The 18,220-nt window shown below is 72.7% G+C and carries 21 protein-coding genes and 1 tRNA gene; 14 read left to right on the plus strand and 8 right to left on the minus strand.

The annotated features are described in order from the left end of the window. Window positions 1-150: 150 nt before the first annotated feature. Window positions 151-597, plus strand: a complete 447-nt coding sequence (locus ACFVXJ_RS24155) for a hypothetical protein (protein WP_389664603.1) — start codon at window positions 151-153, stop codon at window positions 595-597. Then, entirely contained in the window at window positions 597-899 is a 303-nt protein-coding gene (locus ACFVXJ_RS24160; RefSeq protein ID WP_389664605.1) for a hypothetical protein, read from the plus strand. Before ACFVXJ_RS24155 ends, ACFVXJ_RS24160 begins: the two co-directional genes overlap by 1 nt. Window positions 900-947: 48 nt before the next feature. Here the strand turns inward: ACFVXJ_RS24160 and ACFVXJ_RS24165 are convergent, their stop codons facing one another. Beyond that, window positions 948-1,535: a TetR/AcrR family transcriptional regulator gene (locus ACFVXJ_RS24165; protein WP_389664607.1), complete on the minus strand. Its 588-nt coding sequence runs from the start codon at window positions 1,533-1,535 to the stop codon at window positions 948-950. A gap of 151 nt (window positions 1,536-1,686) precedes the next feature. Here ACFVXJ_RS24165 and ACFVXJ_RS24170 point away from each other — a divergent pair, with 151 nt between their 5' ends. Next, entirely contained in the window at window positions 1,687-2,649 is a 963-nt protein-coding gene (locus tag ACFVXJ_RS24170; protein ID WP_389664609.1) for an alpha/beta hydrolase family protein, read from the plus strand. A 75-nt stretch (window positions 2,650-2,724) separates the two neighbouring features. Here the strand turns inward: ACFVXJ_RS24170 and ACFVXJ_RS24175 are convergent, their stop codons facing one another. Beyond that, complete coding sequence (locus ACFVXJ_RS24175) at window positions 2,725-3,543, minus strand: TrmB family transcriptional regulator (protein WP_389664611.1); 819 nt, start codon at window positions 3,541-3,543, stop codon at window positions 2,725-2,727. 250 nt (window positions 3,544-3,793) lie between these two features. On the opposite strand from ACFVXJ_RS24175, the gene ACFVXJ_RS24180 reads away from it, so the two are divergent. Then, window positions 3,794-5,776 carry a putative Ig domain-containing protein gene (locus ACFVXJ_RS24180; RefSeq protein WP_389664612.1) on the plus strand — a complete coding sequence of 661 codons (1,983 nt, stop codon included), beginning with the start codon at window positions 3,794-3,796 and terminating at the stop codon, window positions 5,774-5,776. A 71-nt stretch (window positions 5,777-5,847) separates the two neighbouring features. On the opposite strand, the gene ACFVXJ_RS24185 is transcribed toward ACFVXJ_RS24180, so the two are convergent. After that, window positions 5,848-6,258, minus strand: coding sequence for a hypothetical protein (locus ACFVXJ_RS24185; protein WP_389664614.1), 411 nt, complete (start codon window positions 6,256-6,258; stop codon window positions 5,848-5,850). A 473-nt stretch (window positions 6,259-6,731) separates the two neighbouring features. On the opposite strand from ACFVXJ_RS24185, the gene ACFVXJ_RS24190 reads away from it, so the two are divergent. From ACFVXJ_RS24190 to ACFVXJ_RS24200, 3 genes are all read left to right on the plus strand, one after another. Further along, window positions 6,732-6,806 (plus strand) — tRNA-Trp (locus tag ACFVXJ_RS24190). A gap of 130 nt (window positions 6,807-6,936) precedes the next feature. Beyond that, window positions 6,937-7,257 (plus strand): DUF6087 family protein, encoded by a 321-nt coding sequence (locus ACFVXJ_RS24195; RefSeq protein WP_389664615.1) that lies wholly within the window; start codon window positions 6,937-6,939, stop codon window positions 7,255-7,257. 30 nt (window positions 7,258-7,287) lie between these two features. Further along, the gene (locus tag ACFVXJ_RS24200; protein WP_389664616.1) at window positions 7,288-7,653 is read left to right on the plus strand and encodes a MazG-like family protein; all 366 of its coding nucleotides are present in this window, start codon (window positions 7,288-7,290) and stop codon (window positions 7,651-7,653) included. A 92-nt stretch (window positions 7,654-7,745) separates the two neighbouring features. Here ACFVXJ_RS24200 and ACFVXJ_RS24205 read toward each other — a convergent pair whose 3' ends face one another. Further along, entirely contained in the window at window positions 7,746-8,711 is a 966-nt protein-coding gene (locus tag ACFVXJ_RS24205) for a pirin family protein (RefSeq protein WP_389664618.1), read from the minus strand. Window positions 8,712-8,817: 106 nt separating this feature from the next. Here ACFVXJ_RS24205 and ACFVXJ_RS24210 point away from each other — a divergent pair, with 106 nt between their 5' ends. From ACFVXJ_RS24210 to ACFVXJ_RS24240, 7 genes are all read left to right on the plus strand, one after another. Further along, window positions 8,818-9,207 carry a tetratricopeptide repeat protein gene (locus ACFVXJ_RS24210; protein ID WP_389664619.1) on the plus strand — a complete coding sequence of 130 codons (390 nt, stop codon included), beginning with the start codon at window positions 8,818-8,820 and terminating at the stop codon, window positions 9,205-9,207. A 128-nt stretch (window positions 9,208-9,335) separates the two neighbouring features. Continuing rightward, the gene (locus tag ACFVXJ_RS24215; RefSeq protein ID WP_389664772.1) at window positions 9,336-10,565 is read left to right on the plus strand and encodes a methyltransferase; all 1,230 of its coding nucleotides are present in this window, start codon (window positions 9,336-9,338) and stop codon (window positions 10,563-10,565) included. A 39-nt stretch (window positions 10,566-10,604) separates the two neighbouring features. Beyond that, entirely contained in the window at window positions 10,605-11,471 is an 867-nt protein-coding gene (locus ACFVXJ_RS24220) for a MerR family transcriptional regulator (protein ID WP_389664621.1), read from the plus strand. A 108-nt stretch (window positions 11,472-11,579) separates the two neighbouring features. Beyond that, window positions 11,580-12,242 (plus strand): DUF6230 family protein, encoded by a 663-nt coding sequence (locus tag ACFVXJ_RS24225; protein WP_389664622.1) that lies wholly within the window; start codon window positions 11,580-11,582, stop codon window positions 12,240-12,242. Beyond that, window positions 12,233-12,730: a DUF6114 domain-containing protein gene (locus ACFVXJ_RS24230; RefSeq protein ID WP_389664624.1), complete on the plus strand. Its 498-nt coding sequence runs from the start codon at window positions 12,233-12,235 to the stop codon at window positions 12,728-12,730. Before ACFVXJ_RS24225 ends, ACFVXJ_RS24230 begins: the two co-directional genes overlap by 10 nt. Continuing rightward, window positions 12,727-13,377 carry a hypothetical protein gene (locus tag ACFVXJ_RS24235; protein WP_389664626.1) on the plus strand — a complete coding sequence of 217 codons (651 nt, stop codon included), beginning with the start codon at window positions 12,727-12,729 and terminating at the stop codon, window positions 13,375-13,377. Before ACFVXJ_RS24230 ends, ACFVXJ_RS24235 begins: the two co-directional genes overlap by 4 nt. A gap of 135 nt (window positions 13,378-13,512) precedes the next feature. Continuing rightward, window positions 13,513-13,821: a DUF2087 domain-containing protein gene (locus ACFVXJ_RS24240; protein WP_389664627.1), complete on the plus strand. Its 309-nt coding sequence runs from the start codon at window positions 13,513-13,515 to the stop codon at window positions 13,819-13,821. Here the strand turns inward: ACFVXJ_RS24240 and ACFVXJ_RS24245 are convergent. From ACFVXJ_RS24245 to ACFVXJ_RS24260, 4 genes are all read right to left on the minus strand, one after another. After that, entirely contained in the window at window positions 13,794-14,558 is a 765-nt protein-coding gene (locus ACFVXJ_RS24245) for a metallophosphoesterase (protein WP_389664629.1), read from the minus strand. The two genes, ACFVXJ_RS24240 and ACFVXJ_RS24245, sit on opposite strands and share 28 nt — an antisense overlap. Before the next feature lie 100 nt (window positions 14,559-14,658). Then, window positions 14,659-16,089 carry a dihydrolipoyl dehydrogenase family protein gene (locus ACFVXJ_RS24250; RefSeq protein ID WP_389664630.1) on the minus strand — a complete coding sequence of 477 codons (1,431 nt, stop codon included), beginning with the start codon at window positions 16,087-16,089 and terminating at the stop codon, window positions 14,659-14,661. A 42-nt stretch (window positions 16,090-16,131) separates the two neighbouring features. Beyond that, window positions 16,132-16,554: a thioredoxin family protein gene (locus ACFVXJ_RS24255; protein WP_389664631.1), complete on the minus strand. Its 423-nt coding sequence runs from the start codon at window positions 16,552-16,554 to the stop codon at window positions 16,132-16,134. Window positions 16,555-16,634: 80 nt separating this feature from the next. Continuing rightward, on the minus strand, window positions 16,635-18,074 hold the full coding sequence (locus tag ACFVXJ_RS24260; protein WP_389664632.1) for an aldehyde dehydrogenase family protein: 1,440 nt from the start codon (window positions 18,072-18,074) through the stop codon (window positions 16,635-16,637). Between the last annotated feature and the right edge of the window lie 146 nt (window positions 18,075-18,220).

An 18,220-nucleotide genomic window follows, 5' to 3' on the forward strand; every position in this document is an offset into this window, starting at 1 on the left:
GAGGTCACCGGCATCACGCAGGGCGCCGACGAGGACCTGCCCGACTACGCGACCAAACTGACCCTGTGGGAGAAGCGGTAGGCACACCGCCCCCGCCTCCAACCGTCGCCCCACCCCCACCCGACCCCGACCGGCCCCGGACTGGTACCGATGACCACGAACGCCCCCGCCGCCACCCCCGCCGTCTCACCCGCCTGGCGCCGCCGCGCGCTGCTCCCACCGCTGCTGTGGGCGGTCTCGGCGGCGCTGTTGGTCGCACGCATCACCTTCGACTCCGACACCTTCCGGCACTGCCGTTACCTCGGCCCTTCCCCGCGGATGTCCGTCACCTCGTGGGCCGGCCTCGCGTGCGCGCTCGGCTCCGTGATGGTGTACGCCGCCCTGCGCCGCGCCGCTCGCCGGTACGGACCGTCGGCATGGTCGACGTGGCAGGGGCGGTGCGCGACGGTGTCCGTCCTGATCACACCGATATCCCTCGTGCTCCTGCTCCTGGCGACCTACTGGTTGTACACCCCGGATCCGAGCGGCGGGTACGACTGCGCCGGGCTCTCCCACACCCAGGCTCGCCGGCCGGCGCCGTCAACCAGTTCTGGCTGATGCCCCGCATCGTGCAGGCCCGGGCGGAAGACGACACGTCCTCCCTGCTGCGCCTGACCTTGCGGCACTTCCCGAAGGTGGTCCGGGACGAGGTCGCCCTGGGGGTCGCCGTCCTGGCCGTGGTCCCCTTCCTCAGCGGCTCCGCCCGCTCCGAGGCCGGCAGCCCGCCCGCCGTGTCCGACGGCAGTGTCTTCGCGGTGGGCGCGCTGCTCGTCCTCACCCTCGCGGCATCCCTCTACGTCACCGCCCGGACCTCCGACACCCTCGCCCGCCGCGCCGTTCCGGCCACGGCAACACCCTGAGGGCCGAAGTCCTGACGCGTCCCGCGCCCACGCCGTCCTCCCGGGCCGCTACCGGGACCCCAATCCCCTGAGGAGCAGTTCGACCAAGCGTCGGGGGTCGTAGCGGGGATCGCTGTCGCGCCCGATGCAGAGGTTGCCGATGCCCCGCATCAGTTCATAGGCGTGCGTGCCGGGCCCGATCTCGCCGGCCTCGACCGCGGCGTCGAGCAACCGTGCGCAGACGGGCACCAGGCGGTCGAGGAAGTGGGCGTGCAGCGCGTCGAAGCCACTGCTGTCCGATTGCAGCGCGTTGGCGAGTCCGTGCTTCGTGACCAGGAAGTCGACGAAGAGGTCGACCCACTGGCGAAGTGCCGCGAGCGGGGACGCGGAGTCGGCCAGCAGCGTCGGACCGGCCTCGGCGCAAGCCTCCACCTGGTGCCGGTAGACGGCGACGACGAGATCGGCCCGCGTCGGGAAGTGGCGGTAGATCGTCCCCATCCCGACGCCGGCCCTGGCCGCGATCTCACGGATCGGCGCGTCGACGCCGGAGCTGACGAACACCGCGGCCGCGGCCTCCAGCAGCGTCTGCTGATTGCGCACGGCGTCGGCCCGCTTGCTGCGGGACCGGCCTTCCCCGGGCGGGCTTGATGCGGGCACCACGGACCCCTTCGACGGTCGTTGACAAAACGGAACAGCGCTCCGTATATTAAGTGGAACAACGCTCCGTTTCGAGTATAGGCGACGCACACGTTCCCCGTCGCCCGGTCGCCCGAGCGGCAGCAGAGGCCATGGAAGGGAAATGCGCACCATGAGTACATCGACTCACACACCGATCGACGGCTTCGGCCCAGCCACTCCCGTACTTTCGGTGAGTCCGGTCGTGTTGTCCGCTCCCGGCCGGGCCGTGGACCTGGAGGTGCGGGTCTCCGCGCCGGCGACCGGGGCCCGGCTGCCGGTCGTCCTCCTCTCCCACGGCATGGGCCACTCGAACCACCTCTCCTCCTTGAACGGCTACGCGCCGCTCGCCGACTTCTGGGCGGCGCACGGCTTCGCGGTCATCCAGCCCACCCACCTGGGCTCGGCGACGCTGAGCCTGGCCCCAGACACCCCCGGCGCTCCGCTCTATTGGCGATCGCGGGCCGAGGACATGACGCGCATCCTCGATCAGCTCGACGTGATCGAGGCCGCCGTCCCCCAGCTCCTCGGGCGCCTTGACCACACCAGGGTCGCCGTGGCCGGGCACTCGATGGGCGGGCACACCGCGAGCCTGCTCCTGGGCGCACGGCTCACCGACCCGGACGACGGAACGGAAGTGAACCTGGCCGAGCCCCGGATCAAGGCGGGCGTGCTCCTTGCCGCGCCCGGCAGAGGCGGCGACGCCCTCACCGAGTTCGTGAGGGACAACTACCCCGCCTTCTCGACCACGGACTTCTCCACGATGACGGCGCCCGCACTCGTGGTCGCCGGCGACAAGGACACCTCTTCGCATCTCACGGTTCTGGGCCCGGACTGGCACACCGATCCGTACTCGCTCTCGCCGGGCCCCAAGGCGCTGCTCACCCTGTTCGACGCGGAGCACGGACTCGGCGGGGTCTCCGGGTACGACGTCGCCGAGACCACGGACGAGAACCCCGAGCGCGTGTCCGTCGTACAGCGGCTCACCTGCGCCTACCTCCGCAGCGAGCTCTACCCCGGGGACCCCGCCTGGCAGGCGGCGTGTGCCGCGTTGGCGGCCGGACCCGACCCGCTCGGCCGGGTCGAATCCAAGTAGGTCGACCGGCGCAGTCGGCCTCGGCGCCCTCGCTCCGCCCGCGGCCCGGGTGTGACCGGCCGGGCCGGCGGGACGCTAGCGCGAGCCGAGGTCGGCCACCGTCTCGGCCTGGTCCCAGACCGTCAGGAACGACATCCGCAGGCAGGCCGCGAGGGCCGGGTGCTCGATGTAAAGGGCGGTGGTGGCCCGCGTCTCGGCCATCGGATCGGGCATGTCACACAGCACCATGGAGGCGTCGGCGACGATCAACTTCAGGGGCAGCTCCCGGGTGAAGCGGGACTCCTCCCCGGCCGCGCCGAACCGATTGACGTTCTCCAGGACTTCCGCGTCACCGAGAGCCTCGTGGGTGTAGACGGCACGCGCCCTGCCCCCGGCCCGACGCAGCCTGCGGACGGCCTCGATCCCCTCGTCGTTGGCCGCCGGGGCGACGAAGGGGGGCTTGCAGAAGCTGAGCAGCTCCTGCGTCGCCTGCTCCTGGATGCCCGCGAAACGCTCGGCGATCGCCTTGGGATCACGCAGCACTTCGATGTAGTCGAGCGGGTCGGTATGCGTCTGACCGGCGGCCCAGACCGGGGCCAGCGCCGCGGCGAGGGCGGCCGAGGCGCGGTCCATCCGCTCCAGCGACTCCCGTTGCAGGGCCATGAGCCGGGCGAGGGCCGGCTCCGGCGCGACGGCGGAGAAGGTGGCCACCCGCCCGGGGCGCAGGACGGCGAGGTTCCGGCGTACCAGCGCGTCGAGCACGTCGTACACCCGCTGGCGGGGCACGTCCGCGGCGCGCGCGACCTGCGCGGCGGTGTACGAGTCGCGCCTGACGAGCGTGAGGTAGACCCGTGCCTCGTAGCGCGAAATACCGAGCGCCACAAGGTCGTTGACGGTGCTCTCGTCCAACTCCATGGCAGCACACGGTATACCCGGAGATGACTGACCGAAAGCAATCCTTTGCCCTTGCCGGGTAGCCCCTTGGGACCGGCGTCACTAGGTTCTGCGGTGGCCACCACAGCACGTGGTGGCAGTTCGCCAGATCAATGAACCCGTGCCACTCGTCAGCCGCGGCGTTCCTCGTGGTCAAAGATGACATGTACCTGCCATCCATGAGGACCCCATCCCACGCCGTGGTGACCCACCCCCCATGGAGGGCCGTTCATTGCACTCGAAATCCGTCACCCGCGTCAGAAGCCTGGTCGCGGTCGCGGCCCTGATATCCGGCGGCTTACTCGCCGTCGCCTCGCCGTCCACGGCGTCGACCGGGCCCGCGTCGACCGCCTCATCGGCCGTGCACACCCAGCGGCTCTGCTCGGAGCCCGTGAAGGCCGGCTTCATGGCCTGCCACGCGCTGGCCCGCACCGACGTCAAGCAGCAGCTCAGCCTCGCGCCGAACATCCTGCCGTCCGGCTACGGACCCACCGACCTGCAGAGCGCGTACGCCCTGCCGGCCTCCGCCGGCGCCGGCGCGACGGTCGCCATCATCGACGCCTACGACGACCCGAACGCCGAGTCCGACCTGGCGGCGTACCGCTCCCAGTACGGCCTGCCGGCCTGTACCACCGCCAACGGCTGCTTCGAGAAGGTGGACCAGAACGGCGGCACCTCCTACCCGACCGCCGACTCCGGCTGGGCCGGCGAGATCTCCCTCGACGTGGACATGGTCAGCGCCGTCTGCCCCTCGTGCCACATCCTGCTCGTCGAGGCGAACCAGCCGTCCATGGAGGACCTCGGCGCCGCCGTCAACCGCGCCGTGACCATGGGGGCGAAGTACGTCTCCAACAGCTACGGCGGCGGCGAGGACTCCACCGACCCGACCTCCGACTCCTCGTACTTCAACCACCCGGGCGTCGCGATCACCGTCAGCTCCGGTGACAGCGGCTACGGGGTCGAGTACCCGGCGGCCTCCCAGTACGTCACCTCCGTCGGCGGCACCTCGCTGACGCGGGCGAGCGGCACCTCCCGCGGCTGGTCCGAAGCCGTCTGGGGCAGCAGCGCCGGCGGCAACGGCGCGGGCTCCGGCTGCTCCGCGTACACCACCAAGCCGTCCTGGCAGCACGACAGCGGCTGCGCCAAGCGCACCGTCGCCGACGTCTCGGCGGTCGCCGACCCGGCCACCGGCCTCGCCGTCTACGACAGCTACCAGGCGAGCGGTTGGAACGTCTACGGCGGCACCAGCGCCTCCGCGCCGATCATCGCCTCCGTCTACGCCCTCGCCGGAACCCCGGCGGCGGGAAGCTACCCGTCGTCGTACCCGTACGCGCACACCGCGTCCCTCAACGACGTGACCAGCGGCGCCAACGGCTCCTGCGGCAGCAGCTACCTCTGCACCGCCAAGTCCGGCTACGACGGCCCGACCGGTCTCGGCACCCCCAACGGCACCGCCGCCTTCACCGGTGGCACGACCGGCGGCAACACCGTCACCGTGACCAACCCCGGCAACCGCTCCACCGCCGTCAACACGGCCGCCTCGCTCCAGATCCAGGCCACCGACTCCGCGAGCGGCCAGACCCTCACCTACAGCGCCACCGGGCTGCCGCCGGGCCTGTCCGTCAACGCCTCGACCGGCCTGATCAGCGGTACGCCGACCACCGCCGGCACCTACAACGTGACCGTCTCCGCCAAGGACACCACCAACGCGGCCGGCGGCGCCTCCTTCACCTGGACCGTCACCCCGACCGGCGGCGGCTGCACGCCCACGCAGCTCCTCGGCAACCCCGGCTTCGAAACCGGCAGCGCCACCCCGTGGACCGCCTCCACCGGCGTGGTCGACAACGGCAGCGGCGAGCCCGCCCACTCCGGCTCCTGGAAGGCGTGGCTGAACGGCTACGGCTCCACGCACTCCGACTCGCTCTCCCAGTCGGTGACCATCCCGGCCGGCTGCCACGCCACCCTCAGCTACTACCTGCACATCGACACGGCGGAGACGACCACCACGACCGCCTACGACAAGCTGACGGTCCAGGCCAACTCCACCACCCTGGCGAGCTACTCCAACCTCAACAAGAACACCGGCTACGCGCAGAAGTCCTTCGACCTCTCCTCCTTCGCGGGGCAGACGGTGAGCATCAAGTTCAGCGGCACCGAGGACTCCAGCCTGCAAACCTCGTTCGTCATAGACGACAGCGCCGTCAGCACCAGCTGACCCGCACGTGAAGGGGACGGGCCCGGACCGCAGGCATCGGTCCGGGCCCGTCCGCCCGTGCGGCGACCACCTCACTTGACCACCACGGTGACCTGCCACAGCACCATCGCCAGGCAGCCGACCGAGCCGGGCGCGGCGGGAGTCGGCTCCGGGCAGTCGCGGACCGCGGACGTCAAGACGGCGGTACCGGCGGACGCGCCCCGGAAGACGTGGTCGGAGACCTCTGCCAATGCCGGTCCCGTCACCGATACGGGGGGCGCGGGGTTTCCCTCCAGCGACACCCGGACCGTGCCGTGCCGATCCAGGCAGATGCGCCGGCCGTTGTCCCCTTCCGTGACGGTGGCGTCCGCGCCGTGCACACAGCCGGCACCGGCGGATGCCACGACGCCGTCCGTCACCCCCGGCCCGGGGGCCGTCGCGCCCGGGCCGCAACCGGCAGCGCACAGCAACACCGCGAGAACCGTCCCCACGCGCACACGCATCGCCGACCTCCCCGCAGCGGATCATTGGTCGGCGGTTGGACGCGGTCGGCGCGATCCGGGTTCCCACCGCAGCCGGTGCGGGTCGAGGAAGCACGGTCCGGGCCCGGGCGCGCTTCGGGGGGAGCCGGACGCGCCCCGAGCGGTCCAGGACGACGAACTCGCGTTCGCTGACCGATTCCGCGCCGTGCCCGTCGCTGACCAGCCGGCGCGGGCCCTCGCCGCTGGTGCGGCCGTCGCGGGCCGCCACGGCGCGGCGGACCTCGCGCCGCGCCGGGGGCCGGCACCGCGCGAGCGCGTCGGCGGGGCGACGTTCCGCGCGGCCGTCAGGAACGGCAGCTGGTCGCGGGCCGGCCCGGCCCGGCCCGGACGAGGAGGCAACCACTGGGGGTAACGCGGTGGTTGCCCACTCGCGGGAGCGGAAGCCGGACCCCGGGGCCGCCGGGCCGCTGCCCGGGCGTAAGGTACCGACCGGCGGAGCCGTAGCGCAGAGGTCGACGCGCGCGGTCTCCAAAACCGTGAGGACGCCGGTTCGAATCCGGCCGGCTCCGCCGCCCGGACCGCCCGGCACCCACAGCGAACTCCTTTGACACCCGGGGCCGTTGCACGCTCATGGAGTCGCAAGGCATCCGCCCTCGTGTCGTCCGCGTCCCCGCACCCGTGCTGGGCAAGGATGACCGCATGGCCATCGAACCCGACAACCCGGCCGACGAGCCGCTGGAAGCATGGGCCGCCCGCCGGGAACGCCGCAGACGCACGGTGGGTGAGCTCCGCGCCGTACCGCTCACGGCCGGTCCGGCACGGGGCGAGCACGTCCGGCCGGACCGCCCGAGAGTCATCGTCCGCTGGGACGGCTTCACCTGGGAGCCCGTCGCCGTCGCCCCCGACCACGCCGCCGCCCGGCGCCTCATCGACCCGACCGCCCCGGCCGCGTCCGTCCCGGTGCCCGGCTACACCCCGGCGCCGCTGCGCGCCGGACGCGGCCGACACCGCCGTACCTGAGCCACCCGACCAGAATCGAGGCAGGACCCCGTGGACGACGTGTGGAAGACCATCGGCGAGCTCGCCCGGAGCTTCAGGGAACGCGACGACGAACGGAAGGTGCCCACCGAGCAACAGTGGACCCTGCAAGTCCTCAAGATCGGGGAGGAATTCGGCGAGGCCGCCCAAGCCGTGATCGGCGTGCACGGCACCAACCCGCGCAAGGGCACCTCGCACACCTGGGAGGAGGTGCAGGCGGAGGTCGCGGACACCGCCATCACCGCGCTCGTCGCCCTGGCCCGGATGCGACCGGACGCCGCCGAGTTCTTCGCCCGCGTACTGGCCGACAAGTCGAGCCGGTTCCTGGTCCCGGCCCAGCCTTCCCTTGACGAGGCCGAGGCCGCGGAACTGCTCTGACCCGGCGGTCGGCGAACCCTCGCCAGGCCGGGGGTTCGCCCGCACCTCGCCCGCACCCCCTCAAGCGCGGCATCCCGTGGCCGCGCCTTTTCTCAGCGCACCCGACCCCGCGGCTTCAGGCGGGTCGCGGGGAGTTCCGGAGCGGGGATCGGGGCGCCGTCGTAGCCCTTGACGTCGCCGTACCGGGTCCCTTCCATCCAGTCCTGGCGGGCTTGGACGATCTCCTCGTTGGAGCGGCCGATCCAGTTCCAGAACATGACGATCTCCTCCTCGAACGGTTCGCCGCCCAGGAGCATCACGCCCGCGTCCGAGGCGGCGCGCAGGGGGAGTTCCGTGCGCCCGCAGCCCAGGTAGAGCATCGAGCCCGGCAGCAGCGGGACGCCGTCGACGTGGGTTTCGCCCGACATCGACAGGACCGCGTACTCGAAGTCCGGGTCGAGCGGGAGCCGGGTTTCGGTGCCGGCCGTCAGGGCGAGGTCCGCGCCCACGATGGGGGTGTAGGCGGTGCCGGGCGAGGTGGCCTCGTCCAGGGTGCCCAGGATGACCGTCGCGGTCAGGCCCGGGGCCGTGACCCGGGGCAGGTCCGCGTGGTGCTGGAAGTGCGGGGCCACGTCGCGGTGGGCGTCCGGGAGGGCCACCCACAGCTGGGCGCCGTGCAGGAGGCGGGCGTGCGGGCGCGGACTCTCCTCGGAGTGGCTGATGCCGTGGCCCGAGGTCATCAGTCCCAGCTCGCGCGGGCGGATCGTGGCGAGGCTGCCCACGCTGTCGCGGTGCAGGACCTCCCCCTCGTGCAGCCAGCTCACGGTCTGGAGACCGGAGTGCGGATGGGGCGCCACCTGCATGCCGGGCTCGTCGGCGATGTCGTCGGGGCCGTAGTGGTCGACGAAGCACCAGGCGCCCACCATCCGGCGCCCCAGGTTCGGCAGCAGCCGGCGGACCTCGGTGGACTCCCCGAGCTTGACCGTACGCGGGCTGAGGAGCTCGCGTACCGGGTCGGCCACGACGAAGCCGCGGCCGCCGCACACGGAGAGAGCGGGCTGGCGATCGAGATTGCTCATACCCCACAACCTAATACCGTCGGGGCCGCTTCGTTCCGAGGAATGCGTGGGGGAGCCACTGTGTTGGAGGGACCGACACAGCACCCGAACGGCGGAAGGAGCGGCCATGGACGCCGAGGAGGCCCGGGAGACCCAGGACGCCGTGGACCAGGCGCGCGAGGCGTACTACGGACACGGGACGGCGGCCGAGCGCTGGGAGCGGGCCGGTCTCTTCTTCGAGGCGAAGGAGTACGCGAGCGCGGCCCGCGTCCTGGCCACCCTGACCGCCGAGGTCCCGGAGCAGCTCGCGCCCCGGCTGCTGCTGGCCCGCGCCTACTACCACTCCGCCCAGCTCTCGCGCGCCGAGGCGGAGCTGCGGGCCATCCTGGAGCGCTGGCCGGTGGAGGATTACGCGCAGCTGATGCTCGGCCGGACCCTGGAGCGCCGGGGCCGCGCCGCCGAGGCGGCCCCGTACCTGCGGATCGCCGCCGCCATGGCGGGCGAGCCGCCCGCGTAGGACGCCACGATGGCGGGGCGGGATGTCCGCGCGGCGGTCCGCCGGTGGCGCCCGACGCCCGGCCGCCCGGCCCCGTCCATTGCGGGCCGGGCGGCCGTCTCGGATAGCCTGGGGCCAATATGAACCGTCTGACCACGCCTTTCGGCTCCTACGAGCTCACCCGCTTCCCCCAGGACCCGCGCGACCGGCTGCGCGCCTGGGACGCGGCCGACGAGTACCTGCTCCACCACCTCGACTCCGGGACCGGGGACCGCGGACCGGTGGACCTGGGCGGTGGTCGGCAGATCACCGTCCTCGGCGACCGCTGGGGCGCGCTGACGACGGCCCTGGCCGCCCACCACCCGACGCAGATCACCGACTCCTCCCTGACCCGCTCGGCCACCATGGCCAACCTGGATCGGGCCGGGGTCGGCACCGCCAAGGACACGGTGACCCTGCTGACCACGCAGGACGAGCCGCCCGCGCGGATCGACGTGCTCCTGGTCCGGGTGCCCAAGAGCCTGGCGCTGCTGGAGGACCAGCTCCACCGGCTGGCGCCGCGGCTGCACGCGGACAGCGTCGTGGTGGGCGCCGGCATGGTCAAGGAGATCCACACCTCCACGCTGCGCCTCTTCGAGCGGATCCTGGGTCCGACGAAGACCTCGCTCGCCGAGAAGAAGGCCCGCCTGATCTTCTGCACGCCCAGTGCGGCCGGCACGGCCGGTGTGGCGGGCACCCAGGGCTCCCGGACCGCCCAGGGTGCGTCCGCCGACCCCTGGCCGGTGACCTACACCGTCGACGCGGAGGGCGGCTCGGGTGCCGGCCTGACCGTGGTGAACCACGCGGGCATCTTCTGCGCGGACCGGCTCGACGTCGGCACCCGCTTCTTCCTGCAGTCCATCCCGAACAACACGAACGGTGCCCGGGTCGTGGACCTGGGCTGCGGCAACGGCGTGGTCGGCACCGCGGTGGCGGTCGCCGACCCCCGGGCGGAGGTCGTGTTCACCGACGAGTCGTACCAGGCGATCGCCTCGGCGAAGGCCACGTTCCGCGCCAACGTGACGCACGACCGCGACCGGGCCGACTTCCTCGTCGGCGACGGCGTGGCCATGCTGGACCCCGCTTCGGTGGACCTGGTGCTGTGCAACCCGCCGTTCCACTCCCACCAGGCGACCACCGACGCGACCGCGCTGCGGATGTTCGCCCAGTCCCGCAAGGTGCTGCGACCGGGCGGCGAGCTGTGGGTGGTCGCCAACCGCCACATGGGCTACCACACCCACCTCAAGCGGTTGTTCGGCAACAGCGAAGTCGCCGCGAGCGAACCCAAGTTCGTGGTGCTGCGGGCCGTCAAGCGGATGGAACGGGAAGGGCGCCCGTAGAGCCCATGTGACCTGCCGGTACGTCCTACACTCGGCCGGGTGGGCAGCCAGGGGGAAGTACGGGACGGCCGAAGTGGCGACGACCGGGGGGACAGCGGGCGGAGCGGCGGCGGGCGCTACCGTCGCGAGGACGTGGCGCGGGCGGCCGGCGTCAAGGTCCGCAACCTGCGCTACTACCAGGAGCGCGGGCTGCTGCCCCCGCCGCGCCGGGAGGGCCGGGTCGCCTGGTACTCCGACGACCACCTGACGCGGCTGCGGCTGATCAACGACCTCCTGGGCCGCGGCTACTCCGTCAACGGCATCGCCGAACTGCTCGACGCGTGGGAGCGGGGCGGCGGCCTGTCCCAACTGCTCGGCCTGGAGCGGGCGATGACCGGCGACTGGGAGCAGGAGGAGCCGGTCACCATGACCACGGCCGAGCTGCGCGACCTGTTCGGGGCGGCGGCGACCGCCGAGGACACCCGGCGGGCGGCGGAGCTGGGGTACCTGCGGATCGACGGGGACCGGATCACGCACCGCAGCCGGCGGCTGCTGGAGGCGACCCTCACGCTGGTGCGCCAGGGCGTGCCGCTCGCGGAGATCCTCGACGCGGGGGGCTTCGTACAAGACCAGGCGGCGGCGCTCGCCGACCGGTTCGTGGGGCTGTTCCGGCGGCACGTGATCGGACCGGACGGGCTCCTCGGACCGAATGGGCACCTCGGACCGGACGGGCTCGTCGCTCCGGACGGGGCAGAGCGGCTTTCGGCCACCCAGCTGGATCACATCTCCGAGGCGGCCGCGGCGCTGCGGCCGGTGGCCGGCGAGGTCGTGGCCGCCGAGTTCGCCCGCGCGATGGCCCGCCGGGTCGAGGCGGAGGTGGCGGAACTGCTCCGCACCGAGGCCACGGAGCGGCGTACGGGGCAGTAGGAGTCGGCCGAAAAGGTACGTTCGAGCAACCTTGCCAACCTCCATTGGCACTCTTACATTCAACTCGTCGGTAACAAAGGTGCACAGCCGAGATACAGGGACGATCTCATGGCAAGCTCACCGAACTTATCCGAACCGCCCGGCACCGAGGACCCCACCGGCGAGGACGACCGAAGCGGCACCGGACGGGTCCGTTGGCGGCGGTTCGCCCTGCTGACCGTGCCCGCCGTGGCCGTGACCGCGGGCCTCGGGATCGCTCTCGCCCAAGGCGCGCTCGCCGCCTCCTTCGCCGTCTCCGGACAGCAGTTCAAGGTGTCGGCGAAGAGCCTGGAGGGCGAGGGCTTCGCCCAGTACGGCAGCGTGGACGTCAACGCCCGGCAGGACCTGATCCCCGTGGCGGTGACCGCCATCAAGGAGGCCAAACTCCACAGCCTCTGCCAGTCGGTGGTGACCACGCTCCCCCTCATCGGGGACATCTCGCTCAATCTCACCGCGGGACAGAAGAACCCGGTCGAGGCGAGCAACCTGTTCGTCGACGCCACCCAGCTCTCCGGCGACGCCGTGTTCAGCAACATCGAGATCGGCCGCGACGCCTCCACCCTCGACAAGGGGCCGGCGGAGGCGGTGGGCATGCAGGACCTGTTCGCCCAGCAGGCCGACACCGTCGCCATCACCGATCTGCGCCAGACCGCCTGGGCCACCAACGCGGGCACCTTCAAACTCTCCGGGCTGAGCATGGACATCAGCAAGGGGAAGAAGGAATGCTTCTGAGCCGTCACCGGCCGTCGTGGCGCGGGTGGCGGCGTTGGCGGCGCGGCAGACCCTTCTGGGGCGGCCTGGCCGCCGTCGCGGCCGGGGCCTGGATCTGCGTCCTACCGCTGGCACCGTTGAAGATCATGCTCCAACAGGGGGTGGCGGGCATCCCGTCCGTCCTGATGGGGATCATCATGATCGTCCTCGGGCTCACGGCCTGGTTCGCCCCCCGACAGCGCACCCTCGCGGGCGTCCTCACCACCCTGATCGCCACCGCCGCCCTGGTGCTGTCCAACCTCGGCGGCTTCCTGATCGGCACCCTGCTCGGCATCCTCGGCGGCGGCCTGATCTTCGCCTGGCAGCCGTACGCCGCCCCGCGCGCCCCGGACGCCACCGAGGCCGCGGACCCCACCGCCTCCCGGGAGCCCATCCCCACCCGGGACGCGCCGGCGGACCCCACCCGCTCCCCCACCCCGCACCACGATTCCCAAGGAGTACAGCCATGAGCCGTACGCGCACCGCGCTCGCCCTCGGCATGGCCGCCGCAGCCGCCCTGACGATGGCCTCCGCCTCCGCGACCGCCGCGCCGTTACCGCCGGCCGGTTCGACCACCGTCACCCCGGCCGGGCACGCCTTCAAGGCCACGCTCAGCGGCAAGGCCACCCTCAAGGCCGGGTCGGTCACCGTGACCTGCTCGGTCTCCGTCTCCACCGGTACGGTGCCGGCCGCCCCCGGCAACCACAACGCCGCCGGGGCCGTCTCCTCGCCGATCTCCGCTCCCACGTACAGCTCCTGTACGTCGAGCATGCCCGGCGTGACCCCGACGGTCACCACCAGCGGCGCCTGGACGGTGTCCATGCAGAACGACTCCCCCGTCACCGCGACCATGACCGTGCCGACCGGCGGCCTCGTCGTCCACACCACCGGCTTGGCCACCTGTACGGTCACGGCCGCCCCGGGCGGGCCGGCGAGCGTCGGCGGCACCTGGGCCAACGGCGCCCCGTCCGGTCTGACCTTCACCAACGCCTCGGTGCCGGTCACGGTCACGGGCGGGTTCGGCTGCCCGACGAGCGCGACCTCCTCCACCTTCAACGCCGTCTACAAGGTCACCGACACCACCGACCCCGCGCAGCAGATCACCGTCGTCCCCTGAGCCCATGCGTCCCTGAGCCCCACGCAAGCGGCCCGCCGATCCCGGAGGACGTCCGGGACCGGTGGGCCGTGGGGCCGACTCCCGGCACCGACAATCGCGTTGCGCGCCCGACACAGCCGCGCAAAGCTGCACGGCATGTCACAGAGCACGGTACAGAACTCATCGCAGAGCACCCGAACCACACCGCGCGGCGTCGAGGACCTCTTCTCCCACGGCCGCCTCGCCGCCATTCCGCGCAAGGCGGCCCGGCGCGAGCAGTTGCTCGCCCACCTCGCCCAAACGCTCTTCACCCCCGGTCGCGAGTACACCGAGCCGGAGGTGAACGACGCGCTGCGCACGGTGCACGAGGACTGCTCGGCCCTGCGGCGGTACCTGGTCACCTCGGGCCACCTCACCCGCGCCCGGGACGGCAGCGGCTACCGGCGGTCCACGACGACCCGGTAGTGGGTCGTCAGCCGCCCGTCCTCGCCCAGGACATGGAACGCCACGACCGGCGGCTCGTCGAGGTGCACGTGCTCGTCGGCACCGCTCTGCGCCTCCCACGGCAGCCGTGTCGTGGACACCACGCCCGGCGCCACCAGCAGCGGCCGGCCCGCGAAGGTCGTGGCGGCCCCGGTGTGGGCGTGCCCGCACAGGAACGCCCTGAGGTGCGGGTGCCGTTCGGCGAGCGCCGCGAGGCGCTCCTCGCCGAACTGGCGGATGCCGTCCACGTACGGAATGTGCAGGGTGACGGGCGGATGGTGGAAGGCCACCAGGACGGGTACGTCGCGCGGGGTGTCGGTCAGGACCCCGTCCAGCCATTCCAGCGTCGACTCCCCAAGGAAACCGTGGTGTTCGCCCGGGACGGAGGAGTCGCACACGGCGAGGACGAAGCCGTCGCCCCGCACCACCTGGTCCACCGGCTCCGCGGTCGGCTCCGACTCCCCGAAGACGCCCCGCCGGAAGGCGAGCCGCTCGTCGTGGTTGCCGGGACAGACGACGAGCGGGTGGCGCGAGCGCAGCACCTTGCGGGCCGCGTCGTACTCCTCGGGCGCGGCCCGGTCGGCGATGTCACCGCTCACGAGCACCGCGTCGAGGTCGTACGGCAGGCCGTCGAGGTACTCCATGACGAGGCGGGCGCGGTCGGTGGCCCGCGCGTCGCCGTCGAAGTGGACATCGCTGAGGTGTGCGATCACTATCACGGACGGTGGCTCCTTCGTTCGTCGGTGCCGCCATTCAACCGGCCCCCGCCGACCGCCTCCAGGGCCAATCGATCACCGGCGGCTCCCGACTCCCCCGCTGTCAGCCCCGGTACGTCTCCAACAACCGCAGCCAGATCTCGCTGACCGTCGGGAAGGCCGGGACCGCGTGCCACAGCCGGCTGATCGGCACCTCCCCCGCGACCGCGATGGTGGCCGCGTGCAGGAGTTCCGCCGCGCCCGGGCCGACAAAGGTGGCGCCGAGCAGCACCTCGCGGTCCAGATCGACGACCATCCGGGCCCGGCCCGGGTACGGGTCGGCGTACAGGCCGGCGCCGGAGACCTTCCCGAGGTCGTAGTCGACCGCGCGGACGCGGTGGCCCGCCTTCTGCGCCTCGGCCAGGGTCAGGCCGACGGCCGCGGCCTCGGGGTCGGTGAACACCGCCTGCGGGAGGGCGGCGGTGTCGGCGGTCGCGGTGTGCGCGCCCCACGGGCCGGTGTCGGCCGCCTCCCGGCCGGCCGCACGGGCGGCGATGACCGCGCCGGCGATCCGGGCCTGGTACTTGCCCTGGTGGGTGAGGAGCGCGCGGTGGTTGACGTCACCGACGGCGTAGAGCCAGTCGTGGCCGGGGACCCGGCAGCTGTCGTCGACAGCGATCCACTCGCCGGGCACCAGGCCCACGGTGTCCAGCCCGATGTCGTCGGTGCGCGGGGCGCGGCCCGTCGCCATAAGCAGTTCGTCGCCCTCGACGGTCTCGCCGCCTTCCAGCACGACGGTGACGGGCCCGGTCGCCCCGTCCCGTACGACCGCCTCCACCGCGACATCCGTACGGATCTCCGCGCCGGCCTCGCGCAGCGCCTCGGCGACCAATTCCCCGGCGAACGGTTCCATGCGCGGCAGCAGTCCCGAGCCCCGTACGAGGACGGTGACGCGGGAGCCGAGGGCCTGCCAGGCGGTGGCCATCTCGGCGGCGACCACCGAGCCGCCGACGATCAGCAGCCGCCCCGGCGCCTGACGGGCGGAGGTCGCCTCCCGGCTGGTCCACGGGCGGGCCCCGACGATCCCGGGAAGCTTCGGGATCACGGCCCGGGTACCCGTCGCGATCACCACGGCGTGCCGCGCCGTGAGGACGTGGTGTTCGCCCTCGGGGCTGGTGACGGCGACCTTGCGGATGCCGTAGAGCCGGCCGTGGCCGCGGTACACGTGGGCGCCGATGGAGTCGAGCCAGTCGATCTGGCCGTCGTCCTTCCAGTTCCCGGTCCAGTAGTCGCGGTGCGCGTACACCGCCTCCGCGTCGAGGGCGCCCCCGACGGCTCCCGCCAGGCCGGGGACCCTGCGCGCGTCGGCCCGGGCCAGCACCGGGCGCAGCAACGCCTTGCTCGGGATGCAGGCCCAGTACGAGCACTCGCCGCCCACGAGCTCGCTCTCCACCAGGGCCGTGGTGAGCCCGGCGGCCCGGGTCCGGTCCACGATGTTCTCGCCCGCCGGTCCTCCGCCGAGCACCACCACGTCGTACTCCACCGCTTCAGTCATGCGGCCAGTGTCGCCGCGGGGCGGGAGCGGCGGCGGCAAATGTCAGACCTCCGGCGTGCCGGACGTTCCCGGCTCATCCGCCCCCTCGTCGCCCTGTGCCTCGGGGCGGTCCGACGGGGCGATCTTCGCCCGGACCTCGTCCATGTCCAGGGCGCGGGCCTGCGCGATGAGGTCGGTCAGCGCCGCCTCGGGGAGCGCGCCGGGCTGCGCGAAGATCGCCACCTGGTCCCGGACGATCATCAGCGTCGGGATGGAGGTGATCTGGAAGGCCCCGGCCAGCTCCTGCTGCGCCTCGGTGTCCACCTTCGCGAAGAGCAGGTCCGGGTTGGCCTCCGACACCTTCTCGTAGACCGGTGCGAACTGCAGGCAGGGCCGGCACCAGCCCGCCCAGAAATCGATCAGCACGAACGGGTTGTCGCTGACCGTCCGATCGAAGTTCTCTTTGGTGAGCTCGACTGTCGCCACGGTGTCCAGACCTCCTGCTAGCCGGTTGTCCTGCGTGAACGAACAATCCGCCCCGTGCATTCCGCGACGGGGACGGGCCGCTAGAACGGGTGGGCGGGCGCCGTCGAGCGGACCGTGGTCCAGCGCAGTTCGGTGAAGGCGTCCAGGTTCGCTTCGCCGCCGAAGCGGGCCCCCGTGCCCGACGCGCCGACCCCGCCGAAGGGGGCGACGGCCTCGTCGTTGACGGTCTGGTCGTTCACGTGTGCGATACCGGTCGGGATGCGCCCGGCCAGGTCGAGCCCGTGCGCGGCGTCGCGCGTGACGATCCCGAGGGAGAGCCCGTACGGTCCCGCCGAGGCCAGCGCCACCGCCTCGTCCTCGGTCGCGAAGGACCGCACGGGCGCCACCGGGCCGAAGACCTCCTCCGCGTAGGCCGGGCAGTCGTCGGACACCCCCGCCAGCACCGTCGGCCGGTAGAACAGGTCCTGGTGGGTGCCGCCCGCCACCACCTTGGCGCCCTGCTCGGCACTCGCCTCGACCAGGGCGTGGACCCGCTCCACCTGGCCCCGGTCGATGAGCGGCCCCAGGTGCACCCGCTCGCGGTACGGGTCACCCACCGCCAGCGCCTCCGCGCGCGCGGCGAGCCGCTCGACGTACTCGTCGTACAGCGAGGCGTGCACCAGGTGACGCCCGGCCGTCATGCAGATCTGGCCCTGGTGGAAGAAGGAGCCCCAGGATGCCTGCGCCACGGCGGCCTCGACATCGGCGTCCTCCAGCACGACGAGCGCCGAGTTGCCGCCCAACTCCAGGTGGGCGCGCGTCAGGTGACGGCCCGCCAGTTCCCCGACGGACCGCCCGGCCGCGGTCGAGCCGGTGAACGACACCACCCGTACGCGGGGATCGGCGACGACGGCCGCTCCCGTCGCGGCCCCGCCGGGCAGCACGTGCAGCAGCCCCGCCGGCAGCCCCGCGGCGGCGAACACCGCGGCCAGGGCGATGCCGCCGCAGACGGCGGTGCGCGGGTCGGGCTTGAGGAGCACCGCGTTGCCCAGCGCGAGGGCCGGCGCCACCGAGCGGATCGACAGGATCAGCGGCGCGTTGAACGGGGCGATGACCCCGACGACCCCGGCCGGCACCCGGCGGGTGAAGGAGAGCCGGGGCGCCTCCCCGGCCAGGACCTGACCAGTGGGCCGCGACGCGAGGGCGGCCGCCTCGTAGCACTCCTGCGCCGCGACATGCAGCTCGAAGTCCGCCTTGCCGGGTATGGAGCCCGACTCCCGCACCAGCCAGTCCCGCAGCTCGCCGGCGTGGGTCCCGAACAGGTCCCCGGCGCGGCGCAGCACGGCCGCCCGTTCCAGGTGGGTGGCCCGCGCCCAGTCGCGTTGCGCGGCCCCGGCCCGTACCGCGGCCTCCGCGACGTCGACGGGCGCGGCGAGGTCGAGGGTGGCGAGGGTACGGCCGGTCGCGGGTTCGACGACCGGGGCGGTGCCGCCGGTCAGGGTGGGTCCGTCCTGCCAGAGCGTCGGGTCGAGGAGCGGCATGGCGCGGGGCCTCCGGGTCTGGGTGCGGCGGGGGGCGGGGCAGCGGGGGGCGGCAGCACGCGCCATCGTGCCAGACCCGGGGCGGCACTTCTGTTCAGTTATTGGGCAGTTGAGGCACTATCTTGACCGGAAATGATCGCCGGGCG

The sequence above is a fragment of the Streptomyces sp. NPDC058279 genome (assembly GCF_042881255.1).
In the GTDB taxonomy this organism is placed as follows: Bacteria; Actinomycetota; Actinomycetes; order Streptomycetales; family Streptomycetaceae; genus Streptomyces.